Origin of the sequence: Micavibrio sp. TMED2, assembly GCA_002168225.1 — a bacterium.
Taxonomy (GTDB): domain Bacteria; phylum Pseudomonadota; class Alphaproteobacteria; order TMED2; family TMED2; genus TMED2.
This window is the reverse complement of record NHBH01000001.1, coordinates 707545-730354: the sequence shown is the minus strand read 5'-3', so window position 1 is coordinate 730354 and position 22810 is coordinate 707545. Positions and strand designations below refer to the sequence as shown.

The following is a 22810-nucleotide window of genomic DNA, read 5'->3' as shown; positions in this document are numbered from 1 at the left end:
GCAACTCGCGCTTTCTCCCTGATTTTGCTACATCTGTTTTTCCGGTAAGTCATTGCGTCTGCTAAGCTTGAGTATCCCAGAGATTATGTTCATCCCGCCAATTTTCCGAATTGCAAGGCAGGCACAGCCATGAGTGGTCTGTTCGATGGATTTCGCGGGCGCAACAGCCAGCCCGTGACCAATGGGATCGCGGATATTGAAAATGACATGCGGTTTCAGGCGCTGGAGCAGCTGCCAAGCAATATTGCCGTTATCGATGCCGAAACGCTGACCATCGCCTATCTTAACAAACAGGCACACCGCATTATTGATGGTTTCATCGATAAGCTGCCGATCGGTTCATCAAACCTGATCGGCCAGCCATTGAAGCTGCTGTATCCCGACTTTGACAAGCATCTGCCGCATCTGGGCGAGCCGGACTATCTGCCGATTTCCGACCGTGCCAATGTGGGCGATGAGTGGCTCGGCCTGCGGCTGTCGACCATTGTCGATGGCAGCGGGAAGACCATGGCCTATCTCATGACCTGGGCGATGATCACCAACAACGTCAAACGCACCAACGAGTTCGAGGCCAATATCAGCCAGATCGTCGATGCGGTTGCCCAATCCGCCAGCTTCCTGCTGACCACAGCCGAGGGCGTCAATCGGGATGCCAATATTGCCAAGGACCGTAGCAGCGATGCCGGCAGTTCGGCACAGGATGCCCATGGCAATGCCCAATCCGCCGCCGTCGCCGCAGAGGAACTGACCGCCTCCATCCAGTCGATGAGCTCGCAGTTCCACACCTCGACCCGTCTCGTTGCCGGGGCCGTGGATCAGGCCGACAAGACCCGTGAGGTGGTTGGCCGCCTGACCGATGCCACCGGCAAGATCGATGCGGTTGTAAAGCTGATCAATGAAATCGCAGGGCAGACCAACCTGCTTGCCCTCAACGCCATGATCGAGGCGGCCCGCGCCGGTGATGCCGGGCGCGGCTTCGCCGTGGTTGCCGCCGAGGTCAAGGATCTCGCCAACCAGACCGCACAGGCGACCGAGGATATCCAGACCCAGGTTGATGCCATTCTCGGTGCCACCGACGAAACGGTCGGCGCCATCAGCGAGATTTCCAAACGGATTGAGGAAATCGACCAGATCGCCACCTCGATTGCCGCAGCGGTTGAGGAGCAATCCGCCGCCACCAGCGAGATCGCCCGGTCGGTCAGCTATTCATCGGATAACATGCGGCGGGTGACGGAAAGCCTAGACGACGCCAACAGCGCCATGGTCAGCACCAGCAGCTCGGCCAACGAGCTGACCGATGCCGCAACCCTGCTGACGACACGCTCCGACGAGCTGCAGCGCATCACCAAACAATATCTCGAGCGGTTGAAGGTATAACCGGGCAGCATATGGCTCAAAAGTCTGAGCAGCGCCCCTTGTGCTCCCAATCGCCGTAACGGGTAGGCTCTGGGCCTTTCGGCCCACCTATTTCCTTGGGCTTGCGATTCTTGCTGTCGGTGTCTGCATCAACACCCGTTTCGACCGTTTTCTCGCTGCTTTTGTCACTCATACTCAACCTGCCCTGAAACCGTGGACCGTAATCCTGCGTTACGCTCTATATGGATTATCAGTCCGTAATGTCACCCCGAAATGCATAAAACCTTCATATGATAGGTCTTGAGCAGGGATGTGCGCGGCACCACATGATCCATCAGCTTTGTATCAGCACAGGATTATAGGCACATGGGTTACGCAAGGACGGCTCTTTTACTGGCGGGGATGACCGCCCTGTTTCTGGTGGTCGGCTATCTGCTCGGCGGTGAAGCGGGCATGGTGATCGCCTTCGGTATCGCCATTGCCACCAACCTGTTTGCCTATTGGAACGCCGACAAGATTGTCTTGCGGATGTACAACGCCCGGCAGGTGGATGAACAGACCGCACCGCAATTCTACAATATGATCCGCGATATGGCGCTCCGAGCCGATCTGCCGATGCCAAAGGTGTTCATTATTGAAAACAGCCAGCCCAATGCCTTTGCCACCGGTCGCAACCCGGAGAATGCCGCCGTTGCCGCCACGACCGGGCTGCTGAAGCGCCTCTCTCAGGAGGAGATCGCCGGTGTCATGGCCCATGAACTGGCGCATATCGCCAACCGCGACACCCTGATCATGACCGTAACGGCGACCATTGCCGGTGCCATCTCGATGCTGGCGAATTTCGCCCTGTTTTTTGGTGGACGCGACCGGAACAGCCCGCTCGGTCCGATCGGCGCACTGGCGGTCGCCATTCTGGCACCGTTCGCCGCCATGATCGTACAGATGGCGATCAGCCGCTCGCGGGAGTATGAGGCCGACCGGATCGGTGCGGAAATCTGCGGCCAGCCGCGATGGCTCGCCTCGGCCCTGCACAGCATCCATGACGCGGCCCAGAAGATCGACTATCCGCGCGCCGAGGCAAACCCGGCCACCGCGCATATGTTCATCATCAATCCGCTCCATGTTCATTCGATTGACGGCCTGTTCTCAACCCACCCGAAAACCGAGGAGCGCATCCGCCGGTTGATGGAGATGGACGCATCCCCAGCCGCAACCACCGTGCAGAAACGCCGGAAGCTGGCACCAAGCGGCGGACAGCTGCGCGCCCGGCTGCAACGTGTCGGGCCATGGGGCTAGGCGCAGCTCAGGCGTACAATTCAGGGTAATTGCTGCGTGACTGGCTCGGCAAAAGCCTCTATGTAGCGCGCTTATGAAAAACGATGACCGCACCCGAGAATATAATCGCCGCCTGAATACCGGCGGTAGTGACCGCCCGCGCCCGAACCGTGGCGGCAAGCCCGGCAGCCCTGCCGGCAACCGGCGTGGACCGGCCAAACGCCGCGAGCGCCCGGCTGGCGTCGATGCCCGTATGGTTGCCCTCGACCTGCTTGGCACGGTCCTGATCAAGCTGACGCCGCTCGACGAGCGCCTTGATGAGGACAAGGCATTTGCCAAGCTCAGCCCGCGCGACCGGGCCTTTGCCTATCATCTGGTGCTGACCGTTCTGCGCCACTGCGGCACGCTTGATGCGGTGATCGAGCAATGCCTCGACCGACCCAAGGACCTGCGGCAGCATGATTTGCGACAGCTGCTGCGTCTGGGTGCCGCCCAGTTGCTGTATCTTGAGACACCGCCCCATGCCGCGATCGACACCTGCCTGCATGTGGCCGATGCCCGCCGCCTGACCCGTGCCAAGGGACTGGTGAATGCCGTCCTGCGCAAGATTTCCCGCGATGGCAAGGAACTGCTCGCCAGTACCGACAAGCCGCAACTCAACACGCCCGACTGGCTGTGGATGGCCTGGGACGAGCATTACGGCAAGGACAAGGCCGCCGCCATCGCCGCCGCCCATCAGATTGAGCCGCAACTCGACATAACCGTGCGCGATCCCGCCACCCGCGAACATTGGGCCGAACAACTTGAGGCGACAATCCTGCCCAATGGCAGCCTGCGGCGCGCCACCGGCGGTGCCATCGACAAGCTGCCCGGCTTCGATGAGGGCGCATGGTGGGTACAGGATGCCGCTGCCTCGATCCCGGCCCGGCTGTTCGGGCCTGAACTAGCAGGCAAGGTAATCGCCGATCTCTGCGCCGCACCGGGTGGCAAGACCATGCAATTGGCGAGCGCTGGCGCGGAGGTCATTGCCGTTGACCGCTCTGCTGAACGCCTCAAACGCCTGAGCGAGAACCTGCAGCGCCTCGGCCTTGACGGGATCAAGCCGATCACCGCCAATGCCCGGCACTGGAAACCCGAGCAACTGCTCGACGGTGTCCTGCTCGATGCGCCATGCAGTGCCACCGGCACCATCCGCCGCCATCCTGACGTGCCATGGCTGAAGACCCCGGACGATGTGGATAGCCTTGCCGAAACCCAGGCCGAGCTGCTGGCCGAAGCCATTGATATGGTTAAGCCGGGCGGCACGCTGGTCTATTGCACCTGTTCACTCGAACCCGCCGAGGGCGAGGCCCAGATCGAGCGCCTGCTCAGCCTCGGTGCCCCGATCCGGGTGATGCCGGTCACGGCGGACGAGTTGGGCATTGATGCCGATATGATTACGGATGAGGGCTGGCTCAGGATATTGCCAAGCCATTGGGCCGAGCATGGCGGCATCGACGGCTTTTTTGCCGTGCGTCTCGAGCGCTTGCCCGATCAACCTGAATAAAGTTAACAGCTGTTCAGCTTGTTAAGCAGCCGGTTTCGGCGGCGGGCCGGGCCGCGTCCCATCTTCCGGCCCCTTGCCAGCATCGAAGGTCGTTTTGACAGAATTGAAGCGCGGTTGATCCGGGTAATGGGTCTTGTTGGCTGGCATCCAGTTAGCAACGCGCTTGGCAATCAGCTTCACGCCGTTGCGGGCCAGACGGAAAATATCACCGTTCAGGGCATCCTGCCCCTTGGCACCATATTGCACGCCGAGGTCCATCAGTGCCTTGCGCATGAATGGCACACCATGGGTCGGGATCAGCACCTTGGGCTTGAGCGCCGACAGGATTTCCTTCAAATCCTCACGCCGTCCATGACCTTCACCAAAATCCGAACGCTTGCCGATGCGGCGGACATTGACCCGGCGCTGGCGCAGGGCGCGGTCCATGGCATTGGCCTGTTCCGGTGCTGCCGTGCGATAGCCATCGGGCCAGACCACCACATCATCGGCGGAGGGACACCAGCTGTCGTGCTTGCCCTTGGCCGCCTGGGCCAGAACGGTTCTGTCGTCACCGTCAACACCGGTGACAAGTTGTAATGCCTGTGACGGTTTCAGCGCCCGCGCCTCGTCACTGTCGATGTCGAAAATGCGCAGTTTCTTGCCCGTGCGTTCCTCAACCAGCTTCGGCAGATCAATGCCACTGACACGCAGTGCGGTCAGATGGGTTTCCACCGACTTGCCGCCATAAACCAGCGCCCGTCCGGTGCGAGCCGCGACCTCGCCGAGGCCAGCGAGCTGTTCCACATAGGAGCCGAGCACGGCATAGGTCACGCGTTTGGACGGATGTTTTGAGACTTCCCGGAACGCATCCTCGCGCACTTCCTGCTCACGCTTGGCCCAGCCATCCTTGGGTGCGCCGGTGCTGTCGATCAGGGCGCTGTCGATACCGCGCTCGCCCCATTCCCGGAGGGTCTTCAGGTCGGTGCCACCGGCAACCAGCGAGCCTTCATCAACCTTGATATCACCGGAATGGAAGTGCCGCGCGGTCGGGGTTTCGATCAGGAAGCTCAGCGCCTGCGGGATCGAGTGGGTAGCACCGGTGACCTCGACATTAAGCCGGTCCGACAGCTTCAACCTGTCACCGGGCTTGATCTCATGGATTTCCGGCCAGTGATCCTTGTCAACGCCATTGGAGGCGAGATGCGAGCGGATCAGAAAGGCGGAATATTTGCTGGCATAGATCGGCGGCGTCACTGCACCCGACTGGATATGTGCTGCCAGCCCGGCGATATGGTCCGAATGACCATGGGTGATCAGGATCGCGCCGATCACCGGCTTGTCGACCTGTGATCGCACCATGCCTTCCGCAGCCTCGGCGGTCGGCATCATGTGGCTATGGTCGGGCGTATCGATACGCTCTTCGTCATTGCCGTAGAATTTGGAGAGGTGCAGCAGACCAATATCGACCAGTATGGTCTCCGCCCGCCAGCGTCCGGCATCATCCTGAAACCGGTAGGAATACAGGTGGGCGTTGCCGCCGATGCTGTCGTCCTGATTGCCCCCCGAGGGCGACCAGAGCAATTCCCCCGCCGCCTGATCATCGGCGAGCGCCTGTTCATTCACTTTTGGGAAATCGGTAGACATAAAAGAGGCCTGTTTTTGCAAAACAATCTCAGGCCAACCATAGTCCCAAATCAAGAAAGTACCCGGCAACCATTCGGCATAAAAAAGCGCCAATCCATCGATCAGCGCTCCGTTACTTGTATAAGCTATGCGTTACGAACCACTACGGTCCCCCGGCACCCGGGAAACGCGGGGCGGGCGGATTTGGGTTCTTACGGTAATCACCGGCCTGCGGCGCTTGTGTTGAGGCCATCATCTGCGCCTGTTGCACACCACCGGCCTGATTGAGGCGTTCCGGGCTGATGCCGTTTGCCGCCGCCCAAGTAGCCATATCCTGTTGCATATGGCTGGCTTCGCTTGAATTGAGGCCCTGCGGATGGGTTGCACGCTCAGCGGCACCGCCAGCCTTCACCACCGCATAGGCACCACCGGTTGCAACTGTTGCCACCGCAGCCTTGGTCCAGCTGGTATCATGCTGTTGCGTCGGCGCAGGCTGCTGCTCTGAATTATTCAGCAGACTGGCTCCGAAAGCACTTGGATGTACAGGCATATCACCCCTCCATTCGCGTTAAGCATATCGGCAACGCTGAATGAAGTCACGCCAAATCGGTAAAATTGTAACTATCGGGCTATTCCGCTGGCACAGCCACGGTCTCCGTTACCGGCACCTCCAGCTTGTCGAGCAGTTCGCGCGGCACGATCTGCCAGAATGAACCGCGCTCGCGCTCCCAGTCATTGACCAGTCGTGCGGACAGGCGGGAATGGGTTGCCTTGGCATGTTCCTTCAGCAGATTGAGCAGCTTCTGCTCGTAATACGGCACCTCGATCCGCATCATGATGACACTCTCATGGTTCATGATCGCTTCGAGGTTGTTGTCGGGATCATAGATGAAGGCCATGCCGCCGGTCATGCCAGCCCCGAAGTTATCGCCCACCGGACCGAGGATCGCCACCTCACCACCGGTCATGTATTCACAACCGTTGGAGCCACAGCCCTCGACCACGGCGCGGGCACCGGAATTGCGCACACAGAAGCGTTCACCGGCCTGCCCGGCAGCATAGAGCTGCCCCGCCGTGGCACCGTACAGCACGGTATTGCCGATGATCGTGTTCTCGTGACTTTCCAGCGGGCTGGAGTTCAGCGGCCGCACCACGATGGTGCCACCGGACAGCCCCTTGCCCACATAGTCATTGGCATCGCCGAGCACCTCGATCCGCACGCCCTGTACCGCAAAGGCACCGAGACTTTGTCCGGCAGTCCCACGAAGCTTCACCGTAATATGCCCGGGTTTCAGCCCGGTTTGGCCAAACTGGCGGGTAATGAGGGAAGACAGTCGCGTGCCCACGGCCCGATGCACATTGCGCACGGTATAGGCCAGTTGCAGCTTCTCGCCATCGCGGAACAGCGGCTGGGCATCCTCGACAATCTGGGCGTCGAGCGTATCCGGCACCTCGTTCCGGCCCTCAAGGGTGCAATACATGGCATCCTCGCCCGGATCGGGACGGACCAGCAGCGGGTTGAGATCGAGATCGTCCAGATGCGGCGCACCCCGGCTGACCTGATGCAAGAGATCGGTACGACCGATCACCTCATTCAGGCTCGACATGCCGAGGGTGGCCAGAATTTCGCGCACTTCCTCGGCGATGAAGGTGAACATATTGACCACCTTCTCCGGCGTACCGACAAATTTGGCGCGCAGTTTCTCATCCTGGGTACAGACGCCGACCGGACAGGTATTCGAATGGCACTGGCGCACCATGATACAGCCCATGGCGATCAGGCTGCCGGTGCCGATGCCGAATTCCTCGGCCCCCATCATGGCGGCGATGACCACATCGCGACCGGTCTTGATACCGCCATCGGTGCGCAGGGTGACCCGGTGCCGCAAACGGTTGAGGGTCAGCATCTGGTGCACTTCCGACAGGCCCATTTCCCACGGGATACCGGCGAATTTAAGCGAGGTCTGCGGGCTGGCACCGGTACCACCAGTATTGCCGGAGACGAGGATCACATCGGCATTGGCCTTGGCGACACCGGCGGCAATCGTACCGATACCGGAACGCGCCACCAGCTTCACACAGACCTTGGCATCGGGATTGATCTGTTTCAGGTCATAGATCAGCTGTGCCAGATCCTCGATCGAATAGATATCGTGATGCGGCGGTGGCGAGATCAGGGTCACCCCCTCGGTCGCATGGCGCAGCTTGGCGATCATGGCCGTGACCTTGAAGCCGGGCAGCTGGCCGCCTTCACCGGGCTTGGCCCCTTGCGCCACCTTGATTTCAATCTCGCGACACTGGTTCAGGTATTCCGCCGTCACACCGAAGCGGCCTGATGCCACCTGCTTGATCGCGGAGTTCCAGTTGTCGCCATTGGCATCGGGCTTGAAGCGTTCGGGCAGCTCGCCGCCCTCACCACTGTCGGATTTCGCCCCGATCCGGTTCATGGCCACGTTCAGGGTGCCATGGGCTTCCGGGCTGAGCGCACCAAGGCTCATCGCTGGGGTGATGAAACGTTTGCGCAGTTCCGTGATGCTCTCGACCTCATCGATTGAAATCGGCTCGCTGGTCGGGCGGAAGTCGAGCAGGTCACGCAGATTGGTCGGTGGCCGCTCATGCTGCTGCTGGGCGTATTTCTTGTAGGTATGATAGCTGTCCTTGGTCACGGCAGCCTGCAGGGTGTGGATCAGGCCACCTTCCCAGGCATGGCGCTCACCGCCACGGCGATAGCGGTAGAAACCGCCGACCGGCAGGGCAATCACTTCCTCATCAAACGCCTTGTCATGCTGGTCCAGCACCTTGCGCATGATACCGGCGAGACCGATGCCGGACAGACGGCTGGTACAACCGGGCAGATATTCGGCAACCAGCGCACGGGACAGACCCACCGCCTCAAAATTACAGCCACCACGATAGGAAGAGATGATCGAAATGCCCATCTTGGACATGACTTTCAGCAAGCCATCATCAATGCCCTTCTTGTAGCGTTTCAGGCATTCGCTCAGGCTCATATCGCCGAACAGGCCACGGGCCTGACGGTCGGCGATTGCTTCCTGCGCCAGATAGGCATTTACCGTGGTCGCACCGCAAGCGATCAGCACGGCAAAATACTGCACATCCATACATTCACCGGAGCGCACATTAAGCGAAGTAAAGGTGCGCAGCGACTGGCGGATCAGATAGGTATGCACGGCACCGGTGGCGAGGATCATCGGGATCGGTGCCCGCTCAGCGCTCATATCCTCATCACTCAGGATGATATGGGTCGCACCGCGACGCACGGCATCCTCGGCCTCGACCCGGATACGATGGAGCGCATCCTTGAGAGCGTTCTCACCGCCCTTGGTCGGGAAGGTACAATCGATGGTCGCTGCCGTATCGCCCATATATTCCTGCATGGCGGCAAATTCGGCATTGGTCAGCACCGGGGTTTCCAGCTGCAGCAGGTGGCACTGGCTCTCGTCCTCGTCCAAAATGTTGCCGAGGTTACCCAAACGGGTGCGCAGGCTCATCACCCGGCGTTCGCGCAGACTGTCGATCGGCGGGTTGGTCACCTGACTGAAATTCTGCCGGAAGAAGTGGTGCAGCCCGCGATAATGATCGGACAGCACGGCAATCGGCGTGTCGTCGCCCATGGAGCCAACCGCTTCCTTGGCATCCTCGACCATCGGATGCAGGATCAGCTCCATATCCTCCATGGTCTGGCCATAGGCGGTCTGGCGCCGACGCAGTTCAGCGCGGTCCATTTCCTGCACATCGAGTTTTGCCGCCTTGGCGACGAGGTTATCGAGTTCGGTAACGCTCTTGACCCATTCACCATAGGGCTGGCGGGCAGCAAGCTGGTCCTTCAGCTCCCGGTCGTACCAGAGTTTGCCTTCGGCGAGGTCGACCGCGATCATCTGGCCGGGACCGATGCGGCCCTTCTCCTTGACCTGGGTTTCATCCACTTTGACCATGCCGGTCTCGGAGCCGATAATCAGCAGGCCATCGCCGGTGATGGTATAGCGCATCGGGCGCAGGCCGTTACGGTCCATGCCGCCCAGAATCCAGCGCCCGTCATAGGCGGCAATCGCCGCCGGGCCGTCCCATGGCTCCATCACGGCATTGCAATAGCTGTACAGTGAGAGATGCTCTTCCGGCACGGAATCCTTACCGGAATAGGCTTCGGGCACGAGCATGGTCTTGACCATCGGCGCATCGCGACCGGCGCGGCACATAAGCTCAAACACGGCATCGAGCGCAGCACTGTCGGAACTGCCCGGCCGGATCACGGGCTTCAGCGCCTTGATATTGCCGGCAAAGCGATCATGGGCCATGCGGGTTTCATGCGCCCGCATCCAGTTGGCGTTGCCCTTGAGCGTATTGATCTCGCCGTTATGGGCCAGAATGCGGAACGGCTGGGCCAGTGACCATGTGGGGAAGGTATTGGTTGAATAGCGCTGGTGATAGAGCGCGAAATTGCTCTCAAACCGGTCATCAAGCAGATCCGGGTAATAAGAGGTCAGCTGCTCGGCCAGAAACATGCCCTTGTAGATGATCGACCGGCAGGACAGGGAGCAGATATAGAACTCACCGACACCGGCGCGGGTGACCGCATCCTCGATCTTCCGACGAATGATATAGAGATCGCGCTCGAAATCATCGGTGCTGACCCCTTCACGGTTACCGATCATGATCTGTTCAATCTCGGGCCGGGTTGCCTTGGCCTTCTCGCCGATCACCTCGTTATTCACCGGCACCTGACGCCAGCCATAGATGCGGTAACCGAATTCGAGAATCTCGGTCTCAACCAGCGTCCGGCACAGCTCCTGCGCATCGTAATCGGTACGCGGCAGGAAGATCATGCCGACGGCGAGATCGTCATCGGTCGGCTTCTGGCCGGAACGGGCCACCTGCTCATGGAAAAAGGATTGTGGCACCTGAACATGGATACCGGCACCATCGCCGGTCTTGCCATCGGCATCCACAGCCCCGCGGTGATAGAGCACCTTGAGCGCCTCAATCCCGGCAACCACCACATCACGACGCGGTGTACCATCAAGCGAGGCGACAAAGCCGACACCGCAGGATGAATGCTCGTCATCGGGATTATAGACATGGGCCGCCTGCAGGCGCGCGGTTTCCGCCGCCCATGTCTCATTGGTCCAGGGGGCGGATTTCTGCGCCGCCGCTTCGGTCAGCCGTGCGCTTCCAGCGAGTTCAGTCTGGCGTATTTCGGGTTGAGACATCGGGTCTGCAAATCCTTACGTTTGCGGTCGATGTAACGGAACAGCTTGGTCTTAACCCCTGTTGTCGATACCGGCTTGGCGATGAAATCATCAGCACCCGCCCGTATGGCCTGATTGACCCGCCACTCCTCCGGGAACCCGGTGATAATGAACAGGCCGATCTCGCGCTCGACAAAACGATTGTCATTGCGCACCAGTCTCAGGAAATCGCCACCATCCAGCGGCTCCATTTCCCAATCGACAATGATAATGTCCGGCACGCCGTAACGCATCTGTTCAAATGCCATGGCAGCATCGCCACTGGTCTTGACCTCGCCGACACCGCAGCGGGTCAAAATGCCTTTCAGAACCTCGGTCATTGCCGGTTCGTCATCAATGACCAAAATCTTCAAGGGCCGTAAGTCGTAGCGTTCAATTGCACCGGTCATCTTCTATCCCCGATCCACACATTCTGTGATTGATGGCTCAGGGTAGATCATCAGTGGTTATTGTTCCGTTAATCGCACCTCCGGTTTGTTATCTGTGTTGTAAGCGGTTGATGAAAACTATTCGGCGGCAACCATGGCCGTATCGCCCGTGCGCGCCTTCTGTTTCAGATAGTCGTGGATCGAGGCGGCGGCATCGCGGCCATCGCGGATGCCCCAGACCACCAGTGAAGCACCGCGCACGATGTCACCGGCAGCAAACACGCCATCCAGCTTGGTCATCATGGTCGACCATGAGACGGAAACCGTGCCCCAGCGACTGACCGGCAGACCATCCATGCCGAACATGCCCGGCAGATCCTCGGGATCGAAGCCGAGCGCCATGATGGCGAGATCGGCATCAATGTTGAAGCTGCTGTCCGGCACCGGCTCCGGTGTCTGACGCCCGGTGGCATCCGGCATCCCCAGATGCATGCGCTGGGCACGAACCGCAGAAACCCGATCATCACCGAGGATCGCCTCGGGTGCCGCCAGCCATTCAAAGATCACGCCCTCTTCCTCGGCGTTCTTAACCTCACGCATGGAGCCGGGCATATTGGCGCGGTTGCGACGATAGAGACAGGTAACCGCCTTGGCCCCCTGCCGGATCGCCGTGCGCAGACAGTCCATCGCGGTATCGCCGCCACCGATCACGACAACGTTCTTGCCCTCGGCATTCAGGGTACCGTCCTCGAAGCCATCGACCGTATCGCCCAGTCCCTTGCGGTTGGAGGCCGTCAGGAAATCGAGCGCCAGGGTGACACCGGTGAGGCCGATGCCCGGCATCGGTGCTTCACGCGCCTTATAGACACCGGTGGCAATCAGCACGGCATCATGGCGGGCACGCAGTTCCTCAAAGGTAACGTCGCGACCGATTTCACAATTCAGGTGAAACTCGATGCCCTGCTGGACCAGTTGATCGGTCCGGCGATTAACGACAGATTTTTCCAGCTTGAAATTCGGGATGCCATAGATCAGCAGACCACCGACCCGGTCATAACGGTCATAGACATGCACCGCATAGCCCTTGGCGCGCAGCATCTCGGCGGCGGCGAGACCGGCGGGACCGGCACCGATGATGCCGATGCTCTGGCTGATTTCGCGCAGCGGCATCCGTGGCTTGACCCAGCCATTCTCCCAGGCGGTTTCGGTAATGTATTTCTCGACCGCGCCGATGGTAACGGCACCGTGGGTTGATTGCTCAATAACGCAATTACCCTCACACAGACGATCCTGCGGGCAGATGCGACCACAGATTTCCGGGAAAGTGTTGGTGGCGGCGGAAACCTCATAGGCTTCCTGCATACGGTCGTTGGCTGTCAACATCAGCCAGTCGGGAATATTGTTCTGCAGGGGGCAGTGAACCTGACAGAACGGCACGCCGCACTGGGAACAGCGATTGGCCTGTTCCTCAGCCTTGTCGGCGGCATATTCACGATAGATTTCGCCGAAATCCCGGGCCCGCTCATCGGAGGGGCGCTTGACCGGGGTCTCCTGCTCCGTCTCGGTAAAGCCCAGCATGCGTCGTGTCATGGTTACTTGCCTTCTCCGTTACCGACAGCACGCCATTTCCTGATGCGTCTTTTCAGACGCCACATGGGTAATAAAGCGATATTGGAGCGCGTCGGCAGCGATCTTTTTTATCATTAGGTCACAGTTAGTGACCATTTATTGATCTCTCACCTCTTAGGAAACCAGAACCATTCTAAAAACGCACGACAAAACCACAATATAGTTCCGAAACGAGACAAATAATCGCCATGCATTGAATGCATAGCTGATCTGGTCCACAGAAAGCCATATAGATGGCTGGACAGATCGGGCGACGCTTGGCATGACCGAGCCCGGCCATATCAACCCGATACGGCTCACCCGCTATCCTCAAGGTTACAGACGATGCCCCTCTGGCATATCGCAATCCTCGCTCTGGTTCAGGGCATCACGGAATTTCTGCCGGTCAGCTCCAGCGCCCATCTGGTGCTGGCACCGGTCGTGCTCGGCACCGCCGATCAGGGGCTGCTGTTCGATATTGCCGTGCATTTCGGCACACTGATCGCGGTCTGCCTCTATTTCTGGCGCGAGAGCCTGCAACTGCCGGTCGGCGCCATCCACCTGCTCGGCAAGCGGCGTGGCTCGGCACAGGCGAAACTCGCCCTGCATGTGATCCTCGGCTCGATCCCGGTGATTATCGCCGGGCTGTTCCTGCACGAACTGGTACCCGCCGGGCTGCGCTCGATCGAGATGATCGCGATTGCGACAATTGTTTTTGGCATCTTGCTCGGCATCGCCGACTGGATCGGAGCCAAGCGCAAATCCCTCGGCAGCATGGACCGCCTAGACGCCATCCTGATCGGTCTGGCACAGATACTGGCCCTGATCCCCGGCACCAGCCGGTCCGGCATCACCATGACCATGGCCCGTTTCATCGGCTATTCCCGTGCCGAGGCCGCACGATTCTCGCTCTTGCTGTCAATTCCGGCGATTGCCGGGGCGGCCCTGCTCGGCCTGCTCGATGTTATCGAAGCCGGTTCTCTGCGGTTCGGCCTTGATCTTGCTATTGCCGCGCTGCTGTCCTGTGTCTCGGCCTTTGCCGCGATTGCCGTCATGATGCGCATACTGGACAAGGCCAGTTTCATGCCCTTTGTCATCTATCGCCTGCTGCTCGGCGCCGCACTGCTCGCCTATATATATCTGCTCTGAAACTGCCTGCAGCAGCATACAAACAAATTTTTGACTGGCACCTTTCGCGGTGAACCGGGACAATACGCTTTCAATTATATGAATGGCGCATAACAATAATAATACGCCATCGGCCACCATAAACACCACGGCGGCCACCCGAGGAAACAATCAGTGATCGAGACAATCGATCCGCCTAGCAATAGAGACCAAGTGAGCATTTATGGCACCGCGTCTATCACGAGACACCCTTCCACAAATCGTTGGCGACACCGATAACAGCGCCGCGAGTTCAGCCGACAGCAAGATTGGCATTGTCCATCTGGGCTGGGGCGGCTTTGCCCGCGCGCATATCGGCACCATCCTGAATGACCTGCCAGCGGCAGCGAAACAGGAATGGGGCGTTTCCGCTATTTCCATGCGTTCCCCGACGATCCGCGACCAGCTGGCACCGCAGGACGGCCTCTATACCGTCACCGAGCGCCGCGCCGAGGGTGACAAGACCCAGGTCGTCGATGTGGTCAAGGAGACCATGGTTGCACCGGAAGAGCGTGAGCGCGTTGTTGCCCGCCTTGCCAATCCGGATACCAAGATGGTCTCCATGACCATCACCCAGAAGGGCTATATCACGCAGGAGCCGGGTGCCGATGCCACCATGCACAGCATGGTCACCGAGGCGATCAAGCGCCGCAAGGAAGCTGGCGTTGCCCCACTGGCCGTCGTCTGCCTCGACAATATCCAGAGCAATGGCGACTTCACCAAGAAGACGCTGGTTGATTATGCTGCCCAGACCGATCCGGAACTGGCCAGCTATATCGAGCAGAATGTCGCCTTCCCGAACACCATGGTCGACCGGATTACGCCAAAGCCGAAATCCGATGATCTCGACGTGCTCGCTGATCGCATCGGCGTACGTGATGAAGCCGCCGTCGCTGCCGAACCATATCGCCAGTTGGTTATCGAGAAGACCCCGGACAGCGTCGCGATGCCACCGCTCGGCGATGTTGCCGGCGTCAAGATCGTCGACGACGTCAAGCCGTTTGAAGCCGCCAAGATCAAGATGCTGAACGGTGCCCATATGATGATGGGTGCAACCGGGCGTGTTGCCGGGTTCATGACCGTTGATGAGTGCATGGCTGATGAGGACATGGGTGCCTTTGCCAAACGCTTCATGTCCGAGGTTGCCGCCACCATCGACCCGATCCCCGGCACCAATATGCAGGTCTATGCCGATGATCTGGCCGACCGGTTCAGCAATCCACGGATGAGCGACGATGTGGACCGCCTCGCCAATGATACCTCGAAGAAAGTGCATCCACGACTGTTTGATGCCCTGACCGACTCCCTCAAGAAAGGCACCCCGAATGATGCGCTGGCGGTTGCCGCTGCAGGCTGGGTGCGCTTCGTCTCCGGTGAGGCACCGGGCCATGCGACCCCGAAATCCGACGGTGATGTTGTCGGCATGACAGACAAGGGCCGCGCCTATGTCGTCAATGATCCGATTGCCGAAAAATTACAGGCTGCCGCCCGCGCCAATCCCGGCAACCCGGACAAGCTGTTCGAGGCGGTCGGGCTGAACCTTGGCGATTATGGTGCCGAGGGCAAGGCTATGCGCCGCAAGATCGTGACCGCGCTTGAGACCATGAACAAGGACAGCTCATTGTCCGCTATCCGTTCGGTCACCATGCGTCTCGACCAGTTGCCGGTGCCGGTTGTGCCGGAAGCGGATCGCGGTGTCGATGCACCAAAGGCCGGGCCGGACAACCGTCCGCAGCCACGTCCGGGCAGCTGAGTTTCAAGCCACGCGTCAATGGCATATATCCCCTGCCGGGATCGGCAACCTCTTCCCATAAGGTGCCGGTCATGGCATAAGCGCCACGCGACTGTTCGGGCTTCCTGCCCGCCCCTCACGTAACCCAAGGCCTGACGGTGTCCAGCGTCAAACTCAAAACCGCCAATCTGGCGAAGCTCAGCGATAACATCGCCGTCCCCACTTATGACCGCACGGCGATCAGCCCCGGCATTGTGCATATCAGCCTCGGCGCATTCCACCGCGCCCATCAATGCGTCTACACTGACGAATTGCTGGCAGAACAGGGCGAGAAGGCCAAGAACTGGGCTCTGTGCAGTGTTGGCGCGCTGCCCAATGACGAAACCCTCTGCCGCCGTCTGAATGGACAGGACAATCTCTATACCGTCGTGACACGCGATGAAGGCGGCATGTCTGCCCGCGTCATTGGCTCTATCGCCAAGGTCATGCACGCCCCGGCCGATCCGGGTGGCGTCCTGACCCGGATGGCGGACAAGGCGACCAAAATTGTCTCTCTAACCGTGACCGAGCGTGGCTATGGCCATGATCCGGCGACCGGCAAGCTCGATGTCGAACGCAGCGATGTTGCCGCCGACCTGATGATGCCGAAGCGTCCGAAAACCGCCATCGGCTACGTCGTCGAGGCCCTCGCCCGTCGTCGGGAAGAAGGCTTGCCGGCATTCACCGTCATGTCCTGCGACAACCTGCAGAAAAATGGCGAGCTGACCCGCGACCTGACCATCGAGTTCGCCAATCGCCGCGACCCGAGCCTTGGCAACTGGATTGCCAAGAACGGCGCGTTCCCGAACAGCATGGTCGACCGCATCACCCCCGGCACCACCCAGACCGATATCGACCACATCAAGAGCCATTTCGGCATCGACGATGCGGCACCGATTGTCTGTGAACCATTCAAGCAATGGGTGCTGGAAGACAATTTCTGCAATGGCCGCCCCGAATGGGAAGCGGTCGGCGCGCAGATCGTGCCCGATGTCTATCCCTATGAGCTGACCAAGCTGCGCCTGCTCAATGTGGTGCATTCGGCATTCTGCTATCCCGGCTATCTCGCTGATTACGATTTCGTCCATGAGGCAATCATGGATACCGATATCCAGCGTTTCGTGCGCCGCCTGATGGATGAGGAAATCACCCCGACCCTGCCGCATGCACCGGGCATGGACCTGCCATCCTACAAGAACAAGCTGATCGAGCGTTTTGCCAATCCGGAAATCTGTGACGGCCTGCCACGCATCTGCATGGATGGCAGCCAGAAGATCGGCAACCAGATGCTACCCATCGTGCGTGAGCGACTGGCCGATGGCGGATCGATTCGCATGCTTTGCTTCTCAATCGCCGCCTTTATCCGCTTCTGCCGCGGTATTGACGAAAAGGGCAAGCCGATCGAGATCAAGGACCCGCTGGCCAATGAGTTGCGCCGTGCAGCACAGGCAGGTGGCCGTGATCCGCGCCCATTCCTCAACCTTACCCATGTGTTTGGCGCAGACCTCGCGGCCAACGAAACTTTCGTTCATGGGGTTGAACAAGCGCTCGGAAACATTGAAGATCAAGGCATCAGAAGTGCCGTTGCAGCACTCTAATCAGGAGACAGGCCGAACACTTTCTTATCGATAGTGTATAGTTAAAACACCAAGAACGACGCCCAAAACATATCGGGCGCACCAAAAACAGAGGAACATAATCCGATGCAGAACAAGCCAGCAAATGACGGTCTGCCGGGCACCCGCTTCGACGCACTCATCTTTGATTGCGACGGTGTCTATGCCAAGAATTCGGAAAACCTGGCCTTTGAAGTCGTAACGGAACATGTGAACCGTTTTCTCGAAGTGCGCGGCGGCCCCAGCTATGATCCTATCAATATGATGCGCGATTATGCCGGCAAGCATTTCAGCAATATTCAGGATGGCGTCGAGGCCGATACCGGCATCCGCATCCCGGACAGCATGGATGACGAGATCACCCGCGATATCGTGGTGAAGCTCAAGACCGATACCAAGATCGACCCGTCGCTGTTCAAGCTCATCGATACCTTCAAGCAGAGCGGTGCCTCGATCGGCATGGCCTCATCCAGCCCTCATGCGCGCCTCGATGCCGTGCTGCATGCCACCGGTTCCCGCCGGATTCTGGACCGGATGCGCCATGACAATGTGGTCAGCGCTGCCGATGACTGCAATGCGCCCAAACCCGATCCGGCCAGCTATCTGCTCATTGCAGAAAAGCTCGGCGTTGATCCCGAGCGTTGCCTGACCATTGAGGACAGCGTTTCCGGCGTCAAGGCAGGGGTTAATGCCGGTATTACCGTTGTCGGCTATCTCGGTGCGGATCACATCGACCCGACCGCCAAGGCCCAACATGCGAAGAAACTCATGGATGCCGGTGCCACGATGCTGGTCGACAGCATGGCGGAAATCATTGCACGCAAGCCGGAACTGGAGCAGGGTTTAACTGCAAAGCTGGCCAGCATGGGCGCGAAAAATACCGCTGCAGCACCACGACCCGCTGCACCGGGCGCTACCCCACCGGCACCGCCAGCCGCGTAAAAACCTGCTATATGGCAACCACTGCATTCTGACGATGTTACTGGCGTGAGCGATCCATTCAACCTGAACAATCAGGCATTTTCCGGTCAGGGCTGGCAAACCGGCCGGTCCGAAACAGCAACCATCCTCGGCGTAACCGACCGTATGGTCGCCCTCGCCGATGAGGCCCGCCATGACGGTCCGAGGGTACTCGCCGTCAATATGGCCGAGATTGCCCGGCTGCATCCCCGCCTGAAAGACAGCTTCCAGCGCTTTGCCGACAGTATCGGGGCCGAGAGTGATGAAGCCCTCGCCGATGGTGATGGCGATAACCGCCCGCTGATGGCAGCCAAGGACGCAGTCACCATTATCGGTGTCGTGGCCCAGAACATGATTACCCGTGACGGGGTACAGCAGGTGCAGGACAACCTGACCAGCCTGCGTGATGCCATCATCACCATGGATCAGGCTGTCAAATCACCTGACCTAACCGTCAGCCGACGCGGCTGACGGTCCAGCATTCCAGACATCAGGCCAATCAGCCCGGTATCAGTGGTTGAAGTGGCGACGACCGGTGAAGACCATGGCCAGACCTGCCTCATCGGCAGCGGCGATGACTTCCTCGTCACGCATTGATCCGCCCGGCTGGATCACAGCGGTGGCACCTGCTTCAGCCGCGGTCAGCAGGCCATCGGCAAACGGGAAGAAGGCATCAGAGGCAACCACGGAGCCGATTGCCAGAGACTGATCGAGACCAGCTTGCTCGGCGGCTTCCTTGGCTTTCCAGGCGGCGATGCGGGAGCTGTCAACCCGGCTCATCTGACCGGCACCGACACCGACAGTGGCCAGATCCTTGGCATAGACGATGGCGTTTGACTTCACATGCTTGGCGACGCGGAAAGCGAAGAGCATGTCGGCCAGTTCAGCCGGGGTCGGCTGACGCTTGGTGACAACCTTGAGGTCGCTCTCGACCGTCCCGGCATTGTCGCGTTCCTGTACCAGAAAACCACCGGCAATGGTCTTGACCGCCAGCGTTGCCGCACGTGGATCAGGCATGGAGCCGGTGGTCAGCACGCGCAGGTTCTTCTTGGCCGCAAAGACGGCACGGGCAGCCTCGTCGATCTCGGGTGCGATCACGACTTCGGAAAATACCTCGATGATCTGTTTGGCGGTGGCCTCATCAATGGTCTGGTTGGCCGCGATGATGCCGCCAAAGGCACTGACCGGATCACAGCGCAGCGCATCGGCATAGGCTGCGGCCAGGCTGTCGGCAGAGCAGACGCCGCAAGGATTGGCGTGCTTGATGATCGCAATGGTCGGCTGATCGAATTCGGAGACCAGCTCGAATGCGGCATTGGTGTCGTTCAGGTTGTTGTAGGACAGCTCCTTGCCCTGAAGCTGGGTGGCACTGGCAACGCCCGGACGGTTGCTGCCATCCATATAGAGGGCGGCAGACTGGTGCGGGTTCTCGCCATAGCGCAGGATCGCCGCACGCTTGCCGGCAACGCTGATCCGTGGCGGCGTGACCTTGTCTTCCTCACCGAGGAATCCGCGATTGGCAAACCAGCCGGAAATCGCTGCATCATAGGAGGCGGTGCGGGCATAGGCATAACCGGCAAGACGACGGCGCAGGTTGAAGGTGACGCCACCGTCATTGGCATCCAGCTCGGACAGGAATGCCTCGTAATCCTCGGGATCGGTCAGGACAGCCACATGGGAATGGTTCTTGGCCGCCGCCCGGATCATGGCCGGGCCGCCGATGTCGATATTCTCGACACAGGTCGCGTCATCCGCACCCTTGGCGACGGTTTCCTCGAACGGATAGAGATTGACCACCAGCAGGTCGATCGGTGCGATGGCATGGCTTTCCATCGACTTCAGGTGCTCCGGGTTATCACGCAGCGCCAGCAGGCCGCCATGCACCACCGGGTGCAGGGTCTTCAGACGCCCGCCCATCATTTCCGGGAAGCCGGTGTGCTCGGAAACCTCACGGACCGTCAGACCGGCCTCAACCAGCACCTTGTGGGTGCCACCGGTGGACAGCAGCTCAACGCCATAATCGGCGAGCTTGCGCGCGAGGGTCACAACATCACGCTTGTCGGAGACGGAAATCAGGGCACGCTTGATACGCACAAGATCGGCTTTGGGCAGTTCTGACATGGCAGGGCAATTCTGTTTCGGCAGGATGAAAAAGGATGATGCCGGGTCTTTTGCTGCCATGGCCGCCAAAGGTCAAGGGGGCCATGGCGTATGTTTGCTATGTCAGCGGGTAAAGTTTGAAGAATTTCCCCACAGCACCTGCTGCCATTTTCTCCGCCTCTTCCGGCCCGACCGGTCCGCGCAGGCTTAACATGCACTGCATGTGGACAGAGATTTTCGAGAATTCCAGAAACTCGCGCGCAGCCGTTACCGGGTCGTCGATCCGTATCAGCCCCTGATTTGCCGCCCAGCCCAGATAATTGGCGAGCCGCTCGATCCCTGCCTTCGGGCCGCTCTCGAAAAATATCCGGCCCAGATCGGGAAAACGTGGCGCCTCGGCAATCACGATCCGATAGGCGGCAATCGGATGCTCGCTGGTAATGAACTGCACGAATTGGGAGGCAACGTGACGCAGCACACCGTCAATGTTGCCGTCACCGGCTTCGAGGGAAAACAGATCGGCATTCTGCAGGCGACAGGCGGAACGGACCACCGCGCCGAACAGCGCATCCTTGTCCTTGAAATAGTTGTAGAGCGTGCCTTTGGACACCCCGGCATGGCTGGCAATCTGGCCCATGCTGGTAGCCCCGAACCCCTGCTCGAAGAACAGGCAACCGGCCGCATCGAGGATTTGCAGTGCCTTCGGACTGTTCAGATCAACCGCATCGGGTTCGGCATCGACCACATCAGCCCCGGCATTATCGAGTGTCATAAATATTCCCAAGCAATAATGCGCCCGTCAGCGCAACCATCCCAAACAGCCATCACACAAAAATGACCGAACCGTTCGGTCAGCAATTGTATAACAGTCAACAAGCCTGTAAAGATACCGGCCAGACGACCTGACCGAACGGTTCGGTCAGCACCTTCATATACCGATATAGCACCAGAACCTGATCTGGCTATCACGGAAATGGTGAGAGATGACCATGGCAAATCGCCTATCAACGATCAAGCACCTGTCCGGCAATCCCCGTCAGTTCCTGATTTCCGCCGGTATGATTGTCGCCCTGATCGGTGGCACGGCGCTGATTGCCGGGTGGATCACCGGCAGTGCCAGTGCCCAGAACGCCAGCAAGGAAGCCAGCGCCGCTGCCCGTATCCTGCCGGTTGAGGCCAGCATCGTGCGCATCGAGGACAGCTACGAGCGCACCCGTCATTTCCCCGGTCTGATTGCCGCCCGCCGCAGCGTCGATCTCGGCTTCCAGATCAATGGCATGATTGCGGCATTTTCAGCCGATGAGGGCGACAGCGTTGCCAAGGGCGATGTGCTGGCCAGCATCGACACCGACCGACTGCAGGCCGACCGGGCGCAACTGGTCGCGGCACTGGCGGAGAACCGGGCCAGCGTCAAGCTCGCGCGCCAGACCCGCAATCGCCAGCGCGACCTCAATGCCAAGGGCCATGCCAGTGACCAGACCCTTGATGAGGCCGAAAGCGAGCTGGAGCGCGCCACAGCCGCTATCGCCGCCACCCAGGCACGGATTGACCGGCTCGATGTGGATCTGGCCGATGCCGCACTGGTTGCCCCTTTCTCCGGCACCATTACCCGCCGTCTGCTCGATGAGGGTGCCGTGGTCACGGCAGGTGCCCCGGTCATGCGGCTGATCGAAACCACTGCCCTTGAGGCAAAGATCGGACTGCCGCCACGGATTGCAGCGGACCTCACCATCGGCAGTAGACTGGATTTCGACTGGCGCGATACGCGCCGTCAGGGCGTGCTCCGCACCATCCTGCCCAGCGTCGGGCGCAGCTCACGCACCCTCACCGCCGTCATCGACCTACCGAGCAACATCGCGGCACAGGATGGCGAGTTGATCGAACTGGTGCTGAAGGACAATGTGCAGGAAAGCGGTTTCTGGCTGCCTAATGATGCCCTGACCGAGGGGCTGCGCGGCCTATGGAGCGTCTATACCCTGCAACCGGAGCCTGACAGTGACGGGCTGTACAGAACCAGCCGGGCCGAGGTCGAGATACTCTATGCCGAGGCCGACCGCAGCTTTGTCGCCGGCACACTCAATGATGGCGATCATGTCGTCTGGCACGGTGCCCACCGCCTGACCGCTGGCCAGACAGTCAAGGCCGACCCGTCAGCAACGCAGCCCGAGGGTTAG

General features: G+C 59.8%; 17 protein-coding genes. 9 read left to right on the top strand and 8 right to left on the bottom strand.

Annotated elements, in window-relative coordinates; all coding sequences use genetic code 11:
* Positions 1-129: 129 nt before the first annotated feature.
* Complete coding sequence (locus CBB62_03470; GenBank protein ID OUT41416.1) at positions 130-1377, top strand: hypothetical protein; 1248 nt, start codon at positions 130-132, stop codon at positions 1375-1377.
* Between the two features lie 16 nt (positions 1378-1393).
* Here CBB62_03470 and CBB62_03465 read toward each other — a convergent pair whose 3' ends face one another.
* Positions 1394-1549, bottom strand: coding sequence for a DUF1674 domain-containing protein (locus CBB62_03465; GenBank protein ID OUT41415.1), 156 nt, complete (start codon positions 1547-1549; stop codon positions 1394-1396).
* Positions 1550-1722: 173 nt separating this feature from the next.
* On the opposite strand from CBB62_03465, the gene CBB62_03460 reads away from it, so the two are divergent.
* Positions 1723-2652, top strand: coding sequence for a zinc metalloprotease HtpX (locus CBB62_03460; GenBank protein ID OUT41414.1), 930 nt, complete (start codon positions 1723-1725; stop codon positions 2650-2652).
* A gap of 232 nt (positions 2653-2884) precedes the next feature.
* Complete coding sequence (locus tag CBB62_03455; protein ID OUT42623.1) at positions 2885-4177, top strand: 16S rRNA (cytosine(967)-C(5))-methyltransferase; 1293 nt, start codon at positions 2885-2887, stop codon at positions 4175-4177.
* A gap of 21 nt (positions 4178-4198) precedes the next feature.
* On the opposite strand, the gene CBB62_03450 is transcribed toward CBB62_03455, so the two are convergent.
* The 5 genes from CBB62_03450 to CBB62_03430 all read right to left on the bottom strand — a co-directional run bounded on the left by CBB62_03450 (position 4199) and on the right by CBB62_03430 (position 13004).
* Positions 4199-5800 carry a hypothetical protein gene (locus CBB62_03450; protein ID OUT41413.1) on the bottom strand — a complete coding sequence of 534 codons (1602 nt, stop codon included), beginning with the start codon at positions 5798-5800 and terminating at the stop codon, positions 4199-4201.
* Positions 5801-5942: 142 nt separating this feature from the next.
* The gene (locus CBB62_03445) at positions 5943-6329 is read right to left on the bottom strand and encodes a hypothetical protein (GenBank protein ID OUT41412.1); all 387 of its coding nucleotides are present in this window, start codon (positions 6327-6329) and stop codon (positions 5943-5945) included.
* A gap of 79 nt (positions 6330-6408) precedes the next feature.
* On the bottom strand, positions 6409-11007 hold the full coding sequence (locus CBB62_03440; protein ID OUT41411.1) for a glutamate synthase large subunit: 4599 nt from the start codon (positions 11005-11007) through the stop codon (positions 6409-6411).
* A complete protein-coding gene (locus CBB62_03435; GenBank protein OUT42622.1) occupies positions 10956-11435 on the bottom strand; it encodes a hypothetical protein in 480 nt (159 codons plus the stop codon). Before CBB62_03435 ends, CBB62_03440 begins: the two co-directional genes overlap by 52 nt.
* 117 nt (positions 11436-11552) lie before the next feature.
* Complete coding sequence (locus CBB62_03430) at positions 11553-13004, bottom strand: dihydropyrimidine dehydrogenase (GenBank protein OUT41410.1); 1452 nt, start codon at positions 13002-13004, stop codon at positions 11553-11555.
* 363 nt (positions 13005-13367) lie between these two features.
* On the opposite strand from CBB62_03430, the gene CBB62_03425 reads away from it, so the two are divergent.
* From CBB62_03425 to CBB62_03405, 5 genes are all read left to right on the top strand, one after another.
* Positions 13368-14171, top strand: a complete 804-nt coding sequence (locus tag CBB62_03425) for an undecaprenyl-diphosphatase (protein OUT41409.1) — start codon at positions 13368-13370, stop codon at positions 14169-14171.
* Between the two features lie 202 nt (positions 14172-14373).
* On the top strand, positions 14374-15942 hold the full coding sequence (locus CBB62_03420) for a hypothetical protein (GenBank protein OUT41408.1): 1569 nt from the start codon (positions 14374-14376) through the stop codon (positions 15940-15942).
* Positions 15943-16079: 137 nt separating this feature from the next.
* Entirely contained in the window at positions 16080-17558 is a 1479-nt protein-coding gene (locus CBB62_03415) for a hypothetical protein (protein OUT41407.1), read from the top strand.
* Positions 17559-17663: 105 nt separating this feature from the next.
* A complete protein-coding gene (locus tag CBB62_03410; protein ID OUT41406.1) occupies positions 17664-18518 on the top strand; it encodes a hypothetical protein in 855 nt (284 codons plus the stop codon).
* Positions 18519-18563: 45 nt separating this feature from the next.
* Positions 18564-19007 (top strand): hypothetical protein, encoded by a 444-nt coding sequence (locus CBB62_03405; GenBank protein ID OUT41405.1) that lies wholly within the window; start codon positions 18564-18566, stop codon positions 19005-19007.
* Positions 19008-19046: 39 nt separating this feature from the next.
* Here the strand turns inward: CBB62_03405 and CBB62_03400 are convergent, their stop codons facing one another.
* Both CBB62_03400 and CBB62_03395 read right to left on the bottom strand, forming a co-directional pair.
* Positions 19047-20657: a bifunctional phosphoribosylaminoimidazolecarboxamide formyltransferase/IMP cyclohydrolase gene (locus tag CBB62_03400; protein OUT42621.1), complete on the bottom strand. Its 1611-nt coding sequence runs from the start codon at positions 20655-20657 to the stop codon at positions 19047-19049.
* Positions 20658-20754: 97 nt separating this feature from the next.
* Complete coding sequence (locus CBB62_03395; protein OUT41404.1) at positions 20755-21408, bottom strand: hypothetical protein; 654 nt, start codon at positions 21406-21408, stop codon at positions 20755-20757.
* 211 nt (positions 21409-21619) lie between these two features.
* On the opposite strand from CBB62_03395, the gene CBB62_03390 reads away from it, so the two are divergent.
* Positions 21620-22810 (top strand): hypothetical protein, encoded by a 1191-nt coding sequence (locus CBB62_03390; protein OUT41403.1) that lies wholly within the window; start codon positions 21620-21622, stop codon positions 22808-22810.